This is a genomic window from Pseudomonas sp. S3_A03, from assembly GCF_054668275.1.
In genome coordinates, this window is sequence record NZ_CP162753.1 from 5,291,348 (window position 1) to 5,306,707 (window position 15,360).

General features: G+C 55.6%; 19 protein-coding genes and 1 pseudogene. 11 read left to right on the forward strand and 9 right to left on the reverse strand.

Translation table 11 applies throughout. The features are described from left to right. Positions 1-122 precede the first annotated feature (122 nt). A complete protein-coding gene (metG, locus tag AB4O25_RS24215; RefSeq protein WP_017526362.1) occupies positions 123-2,174 on the reverse strand; it encodes a methionine--tRNA ligase in 2,052 nt (683 codons plus the stop codon). Positions 2,175-2,345: 171 nt separating this feature from the next. Between metG and apbC the strand changes: the two are divergent. Then, positions 2,346-3,439: pseudogene (gene apbC, locus AB4O25_RS24220) on the forward strand (iron-sulfur cluster carrier protein ApbC). 496 nt (positions 3,440-3,935) lie between these two features. On the opposite strand, the gene fdxA reads toward apbC, so the two are convergent. Then, positions 3,936-4,259 (reverse strand): ferredoxin FdxA, encoded by a 324-nt coding sequence (gene fdxA, locus AB4O25_RS24225; protein WP_003172109.1) that lies wholly within the window; start codon positions 4,257-4,259, stop codon positions 3,936-3,938. A gap of 142 nt (positions 4,260-4,401) precedes the next feature. Further along, positions 4,402-6,981, reverse strand: coding sequence for a DNA mismatch repair protein MutS (mutS, locus tag AB4O25_RS24230; RefSeq protein WP_217855829.1), 2,580 nt, complete (start codon positions 6,979-6,981; stop codon positions 4,402-4,404). A gap of 215 nt (positions 6,982-7,196) precedes the next feature. On the opposite strand from mutS, the gene AB4O25_RS24235 reads away from it, so the two are divergent. Genes AB4O25_RS24235 through AB4O25_RS24245 form a run of 3 tightly spaced genes read left to right on the forward strand, consistent with a single transcriptional unit; the run spans position 7,197 to position 9,181 of the window. After that, positions 7,197-7,925 (forward strand): hypothetical protein, encoded by a 729-nt coding sequence (locus AB4O25_RS24235; RefSeq protein ID WP_460150041.1) that lies wholly within the window; start codon positions 7,197-7,199, stop codon positions 7,923-7,925. Positions 7,926-7,927: 2 nt separating this feature from the next. Beyond that, positions 7,928-8,485, forward strand: coding sequence for a hypothetical protein (locus tag AB4O25_RS24240; protein ID WP_217855848.1), 558 nt, complete (start codon positions 7,928-7,930; stop codon positions 8,483-8,485). 30 nt (positions 8,486-8,515) lie between these two features. Beyond that, complete coding sequence (locus AB4O25_RS24245) at positions 8,516-9,181, forward strand: hypothetical protein (RefSeq protein ID WP_217855849.1); 666 nt, start codon at positions 8,516-8,518, stop codon at positions 9,179-9,181. Positions 9,182-9,186: 5 nt separating this feature from the next. Here AB4O25_RS24245 and AB4O25_RS24250 read toward each other — a convergent pair whose 3' ends face one another. From AB4O25_RS24250 to AB4O25_RS24275, 6 genes are all read right to left on the reverse strand, one after another. Continuing rightward, the gene (locus AB4O25_RS24250; RefSeq protein ID WP_217855851.1) at positions 9,187-10,173 is read right to left on the reverse strand and encodes a tyrosine-type recombinase/integrase; all 987 of its coding nucleotides are present in this window, start codon (positions 10,171-10,173) and stop codon (positions 9,187-9,189) included. Between the two features lie 11 nt (positions 10,174-10,184). Beyond that, the gene (locus AB4O25_RS24255) at positions 10,185-10,379 is read right to left on the reverse strand and encodes a DUF4224 domain-containing protein (protein WP_179606526.1); all 195 of its coding nucleotides are present in this window, start codon (positions 10,377-10,379) and stop codon (positions 10,185-10,187) included. Between the two features lie 31 nt (positions 10,380-10,410). Then, positions 10,411-10,578: a hypothetical protein gene (locus AB4O25_RS24260; RefSeq protein ID WP_460150042.1), complete on the reverse strand. Its 168-nt coding sequence runs from the start codon at positions 10,576-10,578 to the stop codon at positions 10,411-10,413. Next, positions 10,575-10,871, reverse strand: a complete 297-nt coding sequence (locus AB4O25_RS24265) for a hypothetical protein (protein ID WP_460150043.1) — start codon at positions 10,869-10,871, stop codon at positions 10,575-10,577. Before AB4O25_RS24265 ends, AB4O25_RS24260 begins: the two co-directional genes overlap by 4 nt. Positions 10,872-11,001: 130 nt before the next feature. Beyond that, the gene (locus tag AB4O25_RS24270; RefSeq protein WP_460150044.1) at positions 11,002-11,319 is read right to left on the reverse strand and encodes a response regulator transcription factor; all 318 of its coding nucleotides are present in this window, start codon (positions 11,317-11,319) and stop codon (positions 11,002-11,004) included. A 164-nt stretch (positions 11,320-11,483) separates the two neighbouring features. Continuing rightward, positions 11,484-12,263 (reverse strand): XRE family transcriptional regulator, encoded by a 780-nt coding sequence (locus AB4O25_RS24275; RefSeq protein ID WP_460150045.1) that lies wholly within the window; start codon positions 12,261-12,263, stop codon positions 11,484-11,486. Between the two features lie 86 nt (positions 12,264-12,349). Between AB4O25_RS24275 and AB4O25_RS24280 the strand changes: the two genes are divergently transcribed. The 7 genes from AB4O25_RS24280 to AB4O25_RS24310 all read left to right on the forward strand — a co-directional run bounded on the left by AB4O25_RS24280 (position 12,350) and on the right by AB4O25_RS24310 (position 15,357). Then, positions 12,350-12,676 (forward strand): Cro/CI family transcriptional regulator, encoded by a 327-nt coding sequence (locus AB4O25_RS24280; protein ID WP_460150046.1) that lies wholly within the window; start codon positions 12,350-12,352, stop codon positions 12,674-12,676. 449 nt (positions 12,677-13,125) lie between these two features. After that, positions 13,126-13,482, forward strand: a complete 357-nt coding sequence (locus AB4O25_RS24285; protein ID WP_460150047.1) for a hypothetical protein — start codon at positions 13,126-13,128, stop codon at positions 13,480-13,482. Continuing rightward, positions 13,479-13,787: a hypothetical protein gene (locus AB4O25_RS24290; protein WP_460150048.1), complete on the forward strand. Its 309-nt coding sequence runs from the start codon at positions 13,479-13,481 to the stop codon at positions 13,785-13,787. The genes AB4O25_RS24285 and AB4O25_RS24290 overlap by 4 nt, the downstream gene beginning before the upstream one ends. Further along, complete coding sequence (locus AB4O25_RS24295) at positions 13,777-14,001, forward strand: hypothetical protein (protein ID WP_278934212.1); 225 nt, start codon at positions 13,777-13,779, stop codon at positions 13,999-14,001. The genes AB4O25_RS24290 and AB4O25_RS24295 overlap by 11 nt, the downstream gene beginning before the upstream one ends. After that, the gene (locus AB4O25_RS24300) at positions 13,998-14,741 is read left to right on the forward strand and encodes a Rha family transcriptional regulator (protein WP_460150049.1); all 744 of its coding nucleotides are present in this window, start codon (positions 13,998-14,000) and stop codon (positions 14,739-14,741) included. The genes AB4O25_RS24295 and AB4O25_RS24300 overlap by 4 nt, the downstream gene beginning before the upstream one ends. Beyond that, positions 14,738-15,070 (forward strand): hypothetical protein, encoded by a 333-nt coding sequence (locus tag AB4O25_RS24305; protein WP_460150050.1) that lies wholly within the window; start codon positions 14,738-14,740, stop codon positions 15,068-15,070. The genes AB4O25_RS24300 and AB4O25_RS24305 overlap by 4 nt, the downstream gene beginning before the upstream one ends. Then, positions 15,067-15,357 carry a hypothetical protein gene (locus AB4O25_RS24310; RefSeq protein WP_460150051.1) on the forward strand — a complete coding sequence of 97 codons (291 nt, stop codon included), beginning with the start codon at positions 15,067-15,069 and terminating at the stop codon, positions 15,355-15,357. The genes AB4O25_RS24305 and AB4O25_RS24310 overlap by 4 nt, the downstream gene beginning before the upstream one ends. Positions 15,358-15,360 lie beyond the last annotated feature (3 nt).

The following is a 15,360-nucleotide window of genomic DNA, read 5'->3' on the forward strand; positions in this document are numbered from 1 at the left end:
CGAGTGATGACAATCCCCTGGGCATGCCGGTTAAACAAACAGAACCTGATTATCCGGCAACCAAGAGAGGGGCACTAGCTGAAAAGCCCTGTCGCCGAGACGACAGGGCTGTTGGGCAGGGCTTACTTGATGCGCTGGCCCGGCTTGGCGCCGCTGTCAGGGCTCAGCAGGTAGATCTCTTCACCGCCGGGGCCGGCCGCCATCACCATGCCTTCGGAAATACCGAACTTCATTTTCCGAGGCTTGAGGTTGGCGATCATCATGGTCAGGCGACCATCGAGTTTGGACGGGTCCGGATAAGCGCTTTTGATTCCGGAAAATACGTTGCGTTGCTCGTCACCGATATCCAATGTCAGACGCAGCAGCTTGTCGGCACCTTCCACCGCTTCGGCCTTGACGATCAGCGCGACGCGCAGGTCCACGGCGGCGAAGGCGTCGAACTCGATTTCTGGAGAAATCGGGTCCTTGGCCAATTCACCATTACCTGCCGGTGCCGTCGAGCCGGTATCGGTCTGGCTGGCAACCAGGTCTTCTTTCGAGGCGTCGGTCATGGCCTGGACTTTTACCGGGTCGATACGGGTCATCAGCGGCTTGAACTCGTTCAACGTGTGATTGCTGAGCAAGGTGGCGTGGTCGTTCCAGGTCAACGGCGCCACATTCAGGAACGCTTCGGCGTCGGCGGCCAGCAACGGCAACACCGGCTTGAGGAAGATCACCAGTTGGCGGAATAGGTTGACGCCGGTGGCGCAGATCGCCTGGACTTCAGCCTGCTTGCCTTCCTGCTTGTTCAACGACCACGGTGCCTTGTCGGCGATCCAGGCGTTGGCGCGGTCAGCCAGGCCCATGATTTCGCGCATGGCGCGGGCGAAGTCGCGTGCTTCATAGGCGTCGGCGATGCTTGGCGCGGCGGCCAGGAACGCGTCGGTCAGTTCCGGCGCAGCGTTTTCGGCGACCAGTACACCGGCGTTACCCTTGTGGATAAAACCAGCGCATCGGCTGGCGATGTTGACGACTTTGCCCACGAGGTCCGAGTTGACCTTCTGTATGAAGTCTTCCAGGTTCAGGTCCAGGTCATCGACGCCACGGCCCAGCTTGGAGGCGTAGTAGTAGCGCAGGTATTCAGGCGACAGGTGGTCCAGGTAGGTGCGCGCCTTGATAAAGGTGCCGCGCGACTTGGACATTTTCTGACCGTTGACCGTCAGGTAGCCATGCACGTTGATGCCGGTCGGCTTGCGGTAGCCCGAGCCTTCGAGCATCGCCGGCCAGAACAGCGCGTGGAAATTGACGATGTCCTTGCCGATGAAGTGGTACAGCTCGGCGGTGGAGTCTTTGCCCCAGAACGCATCGAAGTCCAGCTGCGGCGTACGCTCGCACAGGTTCTTGAAACTGGCCATGTAACCGATCGGCGCGTCCAGCCACACATAGAAGTACTTGCCCGGCTCACCCGGGATCTCGAAGCCGAAATACGGCGCATCGCGGGAGATGTCCCACTGCTGCAGACCACTGTCGAGCCATTCGGAGAGTTTGTTGGCCACGGCGTCCTGCAAGGTGCCGCTGCGGGTCCAGGTTTGCAGCATTTGCTGGAAATCCGGGAGCTTGAAGAAGAAGTGCTGGGAGTCCTTGAGCACCGGCGTGGCGCCGGAAATCGCCGACTTCGGATCCTTCAGGTCGGTCGGTGCGTAGGTGGCGCCGCATTTTTCGCAGTTGTCGCCGTACTGGTCTTCGGTGCCGCATTTCGGGCAGGTGCCCTTGATGAAGCGGTCGGCCAGGAACATTTTCTTTTCCGGGTCGAAATACTGGGTCACCGAACGCTGGTCGATGTGCCCCGCTTCCTTCAATCGCAGGTAGATCTGGCTCGACAGCTCGCGGTTTTCTTCGCAGTGGGTCGAATGGAAGTTGTCGAAGTCCACCAGGAACTCGGCAAAGTCGGCGCTGTGTTCAGCCTGCACGTTGGCGATCAGTTGTTCCGGGGTGATGCCTTCCTTTTCGGCGCGCAACATGATGGCCGAACCGTGGGCGTCGTCCGCGCAGACATAGATGCATTGGTTGCCGCGATGTTTCTGGAAACGCACCCACATATCGGTCTGGATGTACTCAAGCATATGGCCAAGATGGATGGAACCATTGGCATAGGGCAGGGCGCTGGTGACGAGGATCTTGCGTGGCTCGGACATGGGGCTCGGCTACTTGATGAAACGGAGGTCGGCCACTATAAAGCGCCGGCGGATATATTTCACCCCGTGGCGCTGTTTCCGAATCTTCCGAACCTTCGAAAGCATGCCGTTAATTCGCCGGAACGGTTAGGATAGCCGCCTGTTTCAGTCAGTCTTTTTCGGGAGTAGCTCATGAGCGCCGTGAATCGCGCAGCGGTGGAAGCCGTTCTTCGCCAGTACACCGACCCCTATTTGAACCAGGACCCGGTCAGTGCCGGCTGTGTGCGTGGCATCGAGGTCCAGGGCGATCAGGTGTCAGTGCAAATGGAACTGGGCTACGCCGCCGGCTTGTTCAAGAGCGGCTGGGCGCAGATGCTGCAAATGGCCATCGAAAACCTCGACGGCGTGCGCTCGGCCAAGGTTGACATTCAATGCGTGATCGCGCCGCACAAGGCCCAGGCGCAGATCCCGGGCCTGGCCAACGTTAAAAACGTTGTCGCGGTGGCGTCCGGCAAGGGCGGCGTGGGTAAATCCACCACAGCGGCCAACCTGGCGCTGGCCCTGGCCCGTGAGGGTGCGCGCGTGGGCATCCTCGACGCGGACATTTACGGGCCCAGCCAGGGCGTGATGTTTGGCATTGCCGAAGGCACGCGGCCCAAGGTCAAGGACCAGAAGTGGTTCGTGCCGATCGAGTCCCTGGGCGTGGAAGTGATGTCCATGGCCTTCCTCACCGACGACAACACGCCGATGGTGTGGCGTGGGCCGATGGTGTCCGGGGCGTTGCTGCAATTGGTCACCCAGACCGCCTGGGGCGACTTGGATTACCTGGTGATCGACATGCCGCCAGGCACCGGTGATATCCAACTGACCCTGGCGCAGAAAGTCCCGGTGGCCGGCTCCGTGATCGTGACCACCCTCAAGACCTGGCGCTATTGGACGCGAAAAAGGGCGTTGAGATGTTCCGCAAGGTCAACATTCCGGTGTTGGGTGTGGTGGAGAACATGGCCGTGCACATCTGCTCCAACTGCGGTCACGCCGAGCATCTGTTCGGTGAAGGTGGTGGCGAAAAGCTGGCGACCCAGTACGGGGTGGAACTGTTGGCCTCGCTACCGTTGTCGATGCAGATTCGCGAACAGGCTGACGGCGGTAAGCCAACGGTGATGGCAGAGCCGGATAGCCAGATCGCCCTGATTTATCAGGAACTGGCTCGTCATGTGGGCGCGCGGATCGTGTTGCAGGAAGCCGCTGCCCCGGCGATGCCGACGATTACCGTCAGCGACGACTGAGATTGTTTAAGGTAAAAGGCCTCGACAGTGTCGGGGCTTTTTTACGCCTGGCAGAGGGGCAATGTGCGCTGATTACCCCTTTACGCAATTGTTCGTGTAAGCAATGGCTTACTTTTTCGTAAGCGTTTGGGGTTTTTATTCGCCGTATCCGTCTCGAAATTGCGAACGTGTTTTCTATCTTATTGAAATATAAGAATTATTTTCTGGTGTCTAAGCGGGTAAGCCCATCAGTGCGCTGGTAGCATCTCGTTGAACTTCCCTTGGAACTCTCTAACATCAGCCCTGTGTCCACGGATTGGCACGGCCATCACGGAACGATGGTTCAAGGAATATCGCGGGATGCGATTCATCAGGATGATGAAAAGGAATACAGGGACTAGGGAAAAAATGTGGGCGGGTCATACCGCCCCTTTTTTCGCCTGTAGGAAAGTGAACGCAGGCACCAGAATGCAAAAAAGGCCCTTGAGGGCCTTTTTTTGTTGGGCATGTCGGCGTTTTAGCGCTCTAGTTGCTCAATCTTATTGGGTTTGCCATCCCACTCAGCGGCATCCGGCATCGGATCTTTGCGCTCGGTGATGTTCGGCCACACTTCTGCCAGCTCGACGTTCAACTGGATGAACTGTTCCATACCCGCAGGCACTTCGTCCTCGGAGAAAATCGCAACGGCCGGGCATTCTGGCTCACACAGGGCGCAGTCAATGCACTCGTCCGGGTGGATAACCAGGAAGTTCGGGCCTTCGTAGAAGCAGTCCACCGGACACACTTCTACGCAGTCGGTGTACTTGCACTTGATGCAGTTGTCGGTGACGACGAAGGTCATTTCTAATTTTCTCCTCAGGCGGCGGCAGCGAAACCCTTTATGGCAGGGCTCGCGAGGTTCGGGAGCGATAGTCTGCAGGCCAGGCTAAAAGCCTGCAGCATCCCAAACCGCGCGAGAGTCTACCAGCTTGCAAGCGTCTGCGTTATATCCGAGTCTTCAGTGCATATAACATTTCGAGCGCTTTACGCGGAGTCAAGTCATCCAGATCAAGCTTTGCCAACTCATCCAGCACCGGATGGGGCAGGCTGGCGAACAGGTCGCTCTGGTGTGGCGCCGAGGGCTTGCGGTTGCTCTTGGCAGGGCTGGCGACCACGGTTTCGTGCGGCATGGCCGTGGTTTCCAGGCGGCTGAGGTGCTCGCGGGCGCGCAGGATAACGTCGTTCGGCACACCCGCCAGTTGCGCCACGGCCAGGCCGTAACTCTGGCTGGCCGGCCCTGGCAGCACATGGTGCAGGAATACAATGCGCTCGTTGTGCTCGGTGGCATTGAGGTGCACGTTGGCCACCAGCGGCTCGCTTTCAGGCAACACGGTCAGTTCGAAATAGTGGGTGGCGAACAGCGTATAGGCGCGCAGATGGGCCAAGCGCTCGGCCGCCGCCCATGCCAGGGACAGGCCGTCAAAGGTACTAGTGCCGCGACCCACCTCGTCCATCAGCACCAGGCTGCGTTCGGTGGCATTGTGCAGGATGTTTGCGGTTTCACTCATTTCGACCATGAAAGTCGAACGACCACCGGCCAAGTCATCGCTGGAGCCGATCCGCGTGAAAATACGGTCGACCAGGGACAGCTCGCAACTGGCCGCCGGCACAAAGCTGCCGATGTGCGCCAGCAACACGATCAACGCGGTCTGGCGCATGTAGGTGGATTTACCGCCCATGTTCGGGCCAGTGATCACCAGCATGCGGGTGTCGTCGTCCAGCGACAGGTCGTTGGCGACGAACGGCGTGGTCAACACCTGCTCCACCACGGGGTGGCGTCCCTGCACGATGCGCATGCACGGTTCGCCGACAAAGCGCGGGCAGTTCAGGTCCAGGTTCAGCGCACGTTCCGCGAAGTTGCTCAGTACGTCCAGTTCCGACAGGGCTGCCGCAGTGTCTTGCAGCGGCGCCAGTTGGCCGATCAAGTCCTCCAGCAGCGCCTCGTAGAGCATCTTTTCGCGGGCGAGCGCACGGCTCTTGGCCGACAGCGCCTTGTCTTCGAACTCTTTCAGCTCCGGGGTGATAAAACGCTCGGCTCCCTTGAGGGTCTGGCGGCGCTGATAATCAATCGGCGCCTGCTCGGCCTGTTTGCTCGGCAGCTCAATAAAGTAGCCATGCACGCGGTTGTAGCCGACCTTCAGGTTGGCCAGGCCGGTACGGGCTTTTTCGCGGGCTTCCAGGTCGATCAGGAATTGCCCGGCGTTTTCGCTCAGGGCTTGCAGCTCGTCCAACTCACTGTCGTAACCGGTCTTGAGCACTCCGCCGTCGCGGATGATCGCCGGCGGGTTGTCGATGATCGCTTTGTCCAGCAGCGCCGCGAGTTCTGGGTAAGTGCTGCTGGTGACGGCCAACTGTTGCAGGTGCGGTGCGTCCAGGTCGGTCATCGCTGCTTGCAGTTGCGGCAGCGCGCCGAGTGCGTCGCGCAGGCGCGCCAGGTCACGGGGGCGCGCGTTACGCAGGCCGATACGCGCCAGGATGCGCTCGATATCGCCGATTTCTTTCAGTTGGGGTTGCAGCTTTTCAAAGCGATAGCCGTCCAGCAGGCACGTGATAGAGGACTGACGCGCTTGCAGCACCTTCAAGTCCCGCAGCGGACGGTTCAGCCAACGGGTCAGCAAGCGGCTGCCCATGGCCGTTTGGCAGCGATCGACCACCGATTGCAGGGTATTGTCGCGTCCGCCGGACAGGTTGGTGTCCAGCTCCAGATTGCGACGGCTGGCGCCATCCAGCACGACGGTGTCATCCAGGCGTTCGTGGCGCAGGCTACGCAAGTGCGGCAGGGCGGTGCGCTGGGTTTCCTTGGCATAGCTGAGCAGGCAACCGGCGGCGCCGATGGCGAGGGTCAGGGTTTCGCAACCGAAACCCTTGAGGTCCTGTACGGAAAATTGCTGGCACAGGCTCTTTAACGCCGAATCGCGCTCAAAATCCCACGGCGCGCGCCGCTTGGTCCCACGACGTTTTTCCGCCGGCAGGTCTTTTGGCCAATCATCCGGGATCATCAACTCCACCGGATTGATCCGCTCCAACTCCGCCAGCAGGTTCTCCCAGCCCTTGATCTCCAGCACCGTGAAATTACCGCTGGTGATATCCAGCACCGCCAGTCCGAACAAGCGTTCATCGCCCAGTACCGCGGCGATCAGGTTATCGCGACGCTCATCCAGCAGCGCTTCGTCACTCACCGTACCCGGCGTAATGATGCGCACCACCTGACGCTCCACCGGCCCCTTGCTGGTGGCGGGGTCACCGATCTGCTCACAGATCACCACCGACTCACCCAGTTTCACCAACTTGGCCAGGTAACCTTCCAGTGAGTGGTAAGGAATCCCACACATCGGAATCGCCTGCCCCGCCGACTGCCCGCGCGCGGTCAGGGTGATGTCCAGCAGCTTGGCGGCCTTCTTCGCATCTTCGTAGAAGATCTCGTAGAAATCGCCCATGCGATAGAACATCAACTGATCAGGGTGCTGGTTTTTCAGGCGCCAGTACTGCTGCATCATCGGGGTGTGTGAGGAAAGGTCAGACATTCAATACCTTACGAAGATTTGTCTAATAGATGACTCAAGATCGTCTAATACTACCGTGTATCGACGCGCTATGAAAAAGGCTACGAATGATAAACGCTCATCAGTATGAAGGAATTTTGTAGCCCATTTCTTTTAAGTCTTGCAGCGCATAAACTGATGGTGTAAATGTGCCATCACTGATGGCACGGATGAAATTGGTTGAGAGGGAGCTGATAATGGGTTTGCCTAAGCTTGAGTCTTGGCAGGTTGAGGCACTGAGATTTTCACTTTTCTTTGCTGTGCCTGTTAACGCACAACATCAGAAATGGTGGGAAAGTTTTGCGGGGCGAGAGGCCGAAGCCAAGGTAAATAAACCACATCTTGGTGAATATACTGAAACTGGCAGCTTTTTAGATGGGCAATGTGAGTTAAAGATTTTATTCAATAGGGTTGACTGGGCTGTATCATTCCCATTTGCAGGACTTCCCCATTCACCCTCGCACTTAGAGCTTAAAGTGCTTCTTGCGGAATGGTTAATGGCTATTAGTCGATGGATGAATAACGAAGGTTTCACGCCTCAGAGAATAGCGCTGGGCGTTGCGATGATTGTTCCTGTAGCTAGTGAAAAATTTTCCAACTCTGTTATAGAAAGTTTTTTTCCTTTTGTTGATTTTACAAGTAAAAATTTGATTGATATCGCTATTCAAGTCAACTCTCCAACTCCTTCGTTAAGGCTCCCTGGCTTGTCGATTAATAGGCTTGTAAGGCTTAATACAGCTACGCGGCAGGTTGTAAATATGGCGGCGTCAGGAGTGCCGGTTGTAGAGGCGGATACTGTGCTGAGGTGTGATCTTGATATAAATACATCTCCTCAATGGATTAATTTATTTGGCGTTCGGTCAGCTATAGATATTGTTGAGGAAATGATTGGGGATGTTGAAGTTATCTTAACTAAGAGTATTTAGTTGTGAATAATTCAGTGTATGAGACGTTTTCTCTTGGTTGGATAGAAGAGCAAGCAACTCCCGATTTGGGCGGCGCGGTTTATATTGAGAATCGTAGTTTGGCTGAAAAGCACTGCTTAAGTGAAGGTGGGAGGTCTCCAAATATTACTAATGTGCGCGAAGAGTTATGCACTAAATATTCAAGCGCCACATATCATATGTCCTTAACAACAAAGTATTCGGCGTTGCTCAGCTCTGTTGATCTCACTCTTGGGAACCACAAAAAAGCCCAGGAACTCCTGTATCACTGGGAAGGGAACCAGCACGGGCGCATTGCTTCAGTATTTGCGGTCTTTTTTATTGAAAGAAATTACGCCGCTATGAACCTAGAAGCCATTAACTCACTGATGCTTACAACATCGGTAAAGAGGCTTACTGAGTGGTCCATGGTTGCAATGTTGCGAGCTTCATTTTCAGCTAAACAATCTCTTCCGGCTTGGGAGGTGTTTTATAAACAAGTCAAGCTGCAATTAAAAGACAATCCGCGCATTAGTAGGCTTCTGGCGGGTCTGGATGACTGATTTTAATTTCAAAGGATGCTGGGGCTTACCATGGGTTTGGAGTTGCATAAGTTTGACGTTGAATTGCCTGAAGATGTAAGCTTGGCTCTCGTTATCTGTGGGGATCTTGGCGTTGAAGAGCAGCGTCATACTGGTTTTGTTGTGCGCAATATGATGGGTGAAACTTACCTGTTTCATCTCGCCACGCATAATGATTTCAGAAAGGGTCAAGTTAGCTTAAGCTATAATTACTTGTTGATTCCCTACCTCGAGCCTGCCGTAGAAGTACCAATCGTGGCGTTTCTTTTTTTACTGCATCATGACACTCAAGGTAGAATTTCTTATTCTACAGAGTACCAGGATCGAGATTATTTCGATGGCGATGGTAAGCTTGTTTTAGTTAAGCCGAGTGATGGCTTTACTTGTGCTACCTTTGTTTTGGAGACTATGCGAAAGTATGGGATGGACTTAGTTGATCGTTCGACATGGCCGATTAACGAGAAGGACGCAGAATGGCAAAGGAATATAATCGGCCGAGTCGGTCTTAATCTTGAGGAATTCCTTGCTCAGATTGAAAATATCGGAGAATATCCTCGATTCCGTCCCGAGCAGGCTCTTGGGGCTGCTCACTATTACGAGGGTAAGAAGCTCTCCTATAACGTAGTGCATCCAGCAGGTTTGGAAGTGATTTACGAGATGGCGCGGCTCCGCGCATAAACACCTCAAGTGTTTTTTGGCATCATTGGTGGTAGTCCTACATTAGTTTTTCGCAGGCGTAGATATCGCTGTGTCATCCTGGCATCGGTGTGGCCACCGAGCTTCTGTGCGTCGTTGCCCTGGTCGTCGGTATCGGAAAGTGACTTGGCGCGCAGGTCGTGCAGGCTCGCGTCCTCGACCCCAGCCTTCTTGCAACTGATCGCGAAGGCGTCCTTCACCGAGCTGTAGTGCACTGGCTTTCCGCCGCGCGGCGAGCAGAAAAGGGTGAGCCCGCGGATCTTCCGAGGGAGCGCTCTGGCCCTGGCGATCAGGTCTTCTAGGTCGGGTGTCATCTGCACCAGCAGCCTCGCATTCGTCTTCTCCTGCTTGAACGCGATTCCTTCGGGGCTGATGTCGACCAGCCGGATGGCCAGCACGTCGCCGATCCGCTGGCCGGTCAGATAGCACATCTCGTAAATGACCCGCATGTTGTCGCTGGAGTTTTCGCAAATCGCCTGGAATTCACCGTGGGTAATGTAGCGGTCGCGCCTGTGTTCAAGATGGCGCCGAATGCCGGTGCACGGATTTGAGTCAACGATCTGTTGCTCCAAGGCGTAGGTGAACACCGCCCGAAGCACCGAGATCACCCGATTTGACATGTTTGGCGTGTCCGCCATGTGCATTTTGAGCGCTACGACGTGTCGCTGGAGAACCTCGCGCGGCTCAAAGTCGGCGAAGTTTTCCTTCAGCCGCTCGCAGGCTGCTTCGTACTGCTTCAGTGTGTTCGGCTTCAGCGCGGGCTTTGTCCTGGTGCGCATGTATTCGAGCGCATCGTCGATCAGCTTCGGCATTCCGCCCTGGCTTCCCTTATCCAGCAGCTTGGCGTATTCGGCCAGGGATGCCTGGAAGTCAGTGCCCAGGCGCTTCCATTTGCCTTTGCGGACTAGGTAGTAAGCGCCATGCTTCTGGTACATGCACGCCGGCAGGTGCCGGTCCTTCTTGCGCGGACGCATCAATCTTCACCTCAACCCAGCCGAAGCTCTGGCCCTTTCCTTGATTGAATACCGCCAAGTCGCCCGATGACAACTTGGCGCAACACCTTCGGGTGCCCATCGCCACCTATCGCGAACCCGTATCGTTCTGCGGTCAGCCACTTTATCTGTGCCCCTGGCTTCTTGTAGCCGGTCAGGTCGGCAACTTCCTCTGCTGTCAGAAACATTCCTACCTCTATCGCGTGGTGGCGTCCGGGTTCATGCAGTGCTCGCGTTTTGCTGAAAGTGTTCAGCCAGCACTCGGCGCGCGTCGATGCCGCACGATGCCGACATCGCGTAGATCTGCCCGAATGTGGTTTCTCGGCGCTGCAGGGCGTTGAACAGCTCGATCAGGCGCTGGGCCTTGGTACCGTTGCGGCGGGTCATAGCTGTAGCCTCTCTTCACTTGGTGCTGGGGTGGCGGGCAAGAGTGCGTTTTTCTGCACCGAACTGGCCGGAGAGGCCCGGTTTTCCTCGTGTGAGGGGCTGGCGGCCTTCTGGTGCTGGAACGAGTTATCCGGCAGACAACTGATACCGGTGTTGTTCAATATCCAGCAGGTGACGCCGCGGGCGCTGTCGTGCTGGACGTCGATCAACTGCTCGCCGGCGGTGGCATGACCGGCGATCAAAAGTAGGGCTACCGCTTGCAGCACTGCACGATTCAACTGGTGTCGATTCATTGGCTTCACTTTCTCCAGGCCGAACGAGTCCCGGCCGCGTTGTCGGCTTTCGCGAAAATCAGGTTGGGTTAGGTGATCGGCATCCGCTGATCCACTGGACTACGCCCGACAGAAGGCGCACGCCGCTGGATCAGGCGATGAATACACCTTGTTTTCCGTCCTCCTGATGGTGCTCGTCTTGCGGATCTGGAGTGACTGGGGCTGAACCCGCGAAGCTGATCAGCCCTCTGCGGAAAGCTTCCGCGATCATTGCTGTTCGACTAGAGACGCGAAACTTAAAGAAAATTCGCTCTATCGTTTTTTTGACTGTGCCTGGGGCGCAACCAATAGCTTTAGCTATTTCCTTTGTGCTGAGCCCTGCACATATGGCAAGGGCGGCACGCAGCTCTTGCTCAGCAAGGACGCCGATTGTCCCCTGCAGCTTGCCGAAATTGATAATGGTGCTCATCTATTTACCCGTCACTGTGCAATGCTGATGGATGAAAATATAAGTAAATTTATATAAGTCTTCAAGCAGTATTTTGATTATTTTTACCAGGATGCTGGTTTTTCTAATCTGCAGGCGAAAAAAAGCCCGGCGGACCGGGCTTTAAGAGCTGTGCTTGTCCAGCACTAGTAAAAGGATGCACCCCAGAAAACTCGGCCCATGATGCGGATTTTGGCATCTTCCATCTCTCGCACCGTGTACGTCTCGTCAGGATGCTCATAAGTGTTGTAGCTTTTCATGCGGATGCCGCCACCAGGCAGTCGATAGAGCGCCTTAACCCTAATCTGTCCTCCGTGGTCTATCACATACATGCGACCGTCGACTACTTGAGTCTCCCGTAGATGAGCAACCACGGTGCCACCGTCTTGCAGGACGGGTGCCATTGAGTTGCCAGATATGGCTACCGCCACAACGTACTGAGGCAAAACTCCCTGCTTTGAGAGTATTTCAATGTTGAGGTCGAGGTGAACTTTTACGCTAATTTCAACGACCGTCTTCGACGGATCCTGGGGGTCGTCGAGCTCGATTAAGTACGGTATTTCCTCGGTCAGAAGAGAATTTGAGGGGGCATATCTGCTTGCACTCCTCAGCTCTTCGATTCTATCCCGCAGTGCGGCGTTGAGCGCTGCATCATCTTCATGCTCGCCTAGCAGGATCTCGTCAAGCTCACTACTGAAGTAAGTCGCAACGTCTTCAGGAGAGAGCATTTCGCCTTCTCCGGACGCCAGCCAAGTGCTGTTCACTCCGCACGCTCGCGCTATCTGAACCAGATAGGAGGAGCGTAGCGTTTTCCCAGACTCAAGCTGACTGATGGCTGTCTGCGCAATTCCAACGGACTCAGCAAGCTGGGACTGCGTAAGTCCTGCCTTCTTGCGAGCCTTTTTGATTCGGTCGGATAGGTTCATCCGCTGATCCTATAAAGATGCTTATGGGGTTGCAAAGAAGTTTGCTTCTGTGCAGTCTATAAAAAGACTTATCGGAGGCCCTATTCATGGCTGAAAATATCAGCGCACTAATTAATCACTTCGGAAGCCAGTCCTCTACGGCCAAGGCTCTGGGAGTTTCTCAGGCAACGGTTTCTTATTGGCTGTCCGGCTTTCAAAAAGTGAGCCCTAAAAAAGCGCTTCTCGCTGAGGCTGTCACTCATGGCGCCATTAGGGCTTCCGCGCTATGCGACCTGATTGCTCAGGTAGAGGCTCGCCACAAGGTAAGTGAATCATCACCTGAATTTACGAATCCTGCATCTGGGCCTAATGGCTCTGTATGTGCGTCCAGTTCCAATGTCAGCTATTCATCCAATGCAGGACGAGAGGGATGAAAACTTCCGCATGCGAAAACTTTAAATATTCCGCGCATGCGCTGATTTTTGAAGTTTTTGTATGTCGTTTAGGCCAAATTGTATGCCTTTCACGCCAAAACCTCTTAAGGCCGAATTTTTACTCGTTATCGGGGGCATTCGCCCAGCACTACTTAGGTAAAGACAGCAAATTTTGGAGAAATCACGTGATGTCGCAGGCATGCACTCCTAGGAATACGCCCCTTCTGAGGCCCGCACTTAATGTGATCTTACGGATATGCATGTTCCCGGCGAAAAAGGAAGGCCCTCGCCAGGGCCTGTTCAGCGACTTCCATTGGTTGGCTTTTGCCTGCCAAATGAAAAGGAATCCGGCATGAGCCAGCACACTCCGCCTCTATTTTTGTTGTCGGGCTAAATCGCAGGCAACAAAAAGGCCCGCATTCGCGAGCCTTCTTAACCAGTCCACGCCAATGGACTTTTTTGAATCTTCGTTCTCGGAGAACGATTTCATGCACCCAAAAAATAGCACCACCCATCAAACAGCGCAACTCCCGAAGCTAAAACCTTGTGCGTTCGGGATGGAATACACCGACCTTTTTTGCATCAATCCGGACGCAAATTTGATCGGCGCACTCTCTGTGGCATCCGATCTGTCGGACGGTATCAGCCAGTTGTGCAGCCGTTTGGCCTATGCAATCAACGACGGAGAGATCGCTTACCTGTCTGAGGTTCGCACTCTGGGATTCATTGGAGATGTCGTTTCTGCGCTTACTCGGTCGGCAGAGCGCGGGCTCAAAGCAGCCTATGAAGAGGGGGCTATTCAATGAGCACCCACTTCCAGTCGATCACAGAGTTTGCCGAAGAAGTAGAGTTCCAGGTCTTAGCGACCATTGATGTTTGTAATTGGGTTGCAGCCATCGCTCGCGCCATCGCTCGTGATGTTGAATCTGGCGCGGGGGCAGATGTAACCGTGCTGACCGACCTTGCGAAGTATTTCGACGACATAGGCGCCTCCAGCTTGGAGGCGGCGTTTGAACAGTTCAAAAAGATCGCCCAGATCTGTCCCTCGCCACAGAACGTGAAATCCGAAAACGTGTCGCAGGAAAGCGGGGTGGCTGGCCATGAGTCGTAAAACCGTCCTTCCCGATCGCTTGGAAAGCGCGCTACTCACGATCAGCCAACTGAGCAAGATCCTGATCAACAACGAGGCGTTGCGTGGCAGTGAGCCGGAACCTCAGCTTGACCACCTGGATGTCGACGCGGTCATGCGGGCAGTGCTGCTGATCTCCGCCCAGGCGCACGACGACTTCTGCGAAATCATGAACTCCGCGGAGGCTCGGCCATGACTATCGTCATCATCAAAGACGGCGATGCCGTCACTACGACCTTGGCAATTGCCGAGGGAACGCTCGCCGATCATGCAAGTGTCATCAAGCTTGTCCGCACCTATCAGGCGGACATGGAGGAATTCGGACTTCTGGATTTCAAATCCGAAAGTACGGGAGGGCGCCCAACCGAGTACGCCTTCCTCAACGAGCCTCAATCAACCCTGCTGTTGACCTACATGCGCAATACGGAAATCGTCCGGGCTTTCAAGAAGAAATTGGTGCGCGAGTTTTGGGAGATGGTCCAGCAGCGCAACCGCCCTATGACGCCCGCCGAACAGTTGCTCGCCAACGCCCAGGTGATGGTGGATATGGAGCGGCGCCAGGACCGGATCGACCAAGCGGTGTCCGGGATCGAGCGGCGCGTTGAGGACTTGAGCCAGACAATGGTCTGGGATCATTGCCCACAGAACTGCCAGTCGCTTACCCGCATCAAGGAAACGATGCTGGCGCGCCACGGCCTGTCCGGCGCTGTCGTCGACTACGTGCTGAAGGTCTGGCCAAACCAGCCGAACCCCGCCGGCATGGTCCGCAACGGCCACGAGGAAGCATTGGGCTCGCAGTACCTGGTCTGGTCAAAGAGCCACGTCACGGCCGCATTCCACCGCTTCGTATCCGAATCCACGATGGTCACCGCCACCCAGGCGACCCACCCATATTTTGAGGGCCGGTTCCGCCTGGTCCAGAAGGTGTCCCAATGAGCAAAGTGCTCAAATTTCCGCAGCCACAAGCCACTGTGCACATCAACGACGAAACCATGAGCCTTCTCACCAACGAGCAGCTGGCATATCGCATTTGGGATCAGATCGACAGCGCGGTAGAGATGATTGGCTGCCCGGACGATAAGGAGTCACGTGACAATTGGCACTTCAACCAACAGGAGGCTTTTGGCAGCGCGCTTGAGGCACAGATATGCGCTCGGGTGCTGGCACGCCGAATCCTCGGGATAGATCCACGTGAGGTTCAAACCGAGCAAACCCGGCACCTGCGGGAGAAATACGGAATTCCAAACGATGGGGGTGAAGCATGAAACAGCAAGTTATTGCCGAGCGGCAAGTTCACCACGATCAGCCTTATTTCGAGCAGTTCGACAACCTCACGCTGGCGGCCATGGCATTCAACCTGACCGACGACGCTTACGACGAGCTGACCCACACACAGGATCTCCGGCTTGACGCTGACACTGCGTGGAATTTGGCAGCGTCCATCGCCAACGCGCAACTGGCTCTTCGTGTTCTGGTGTTGCGGCTTAGCAGCACTCCCGAGGAAGCGCAGCGGGCGGGCGTGTATCCGATGGCAGGGGAGACTCTGCAATGACCG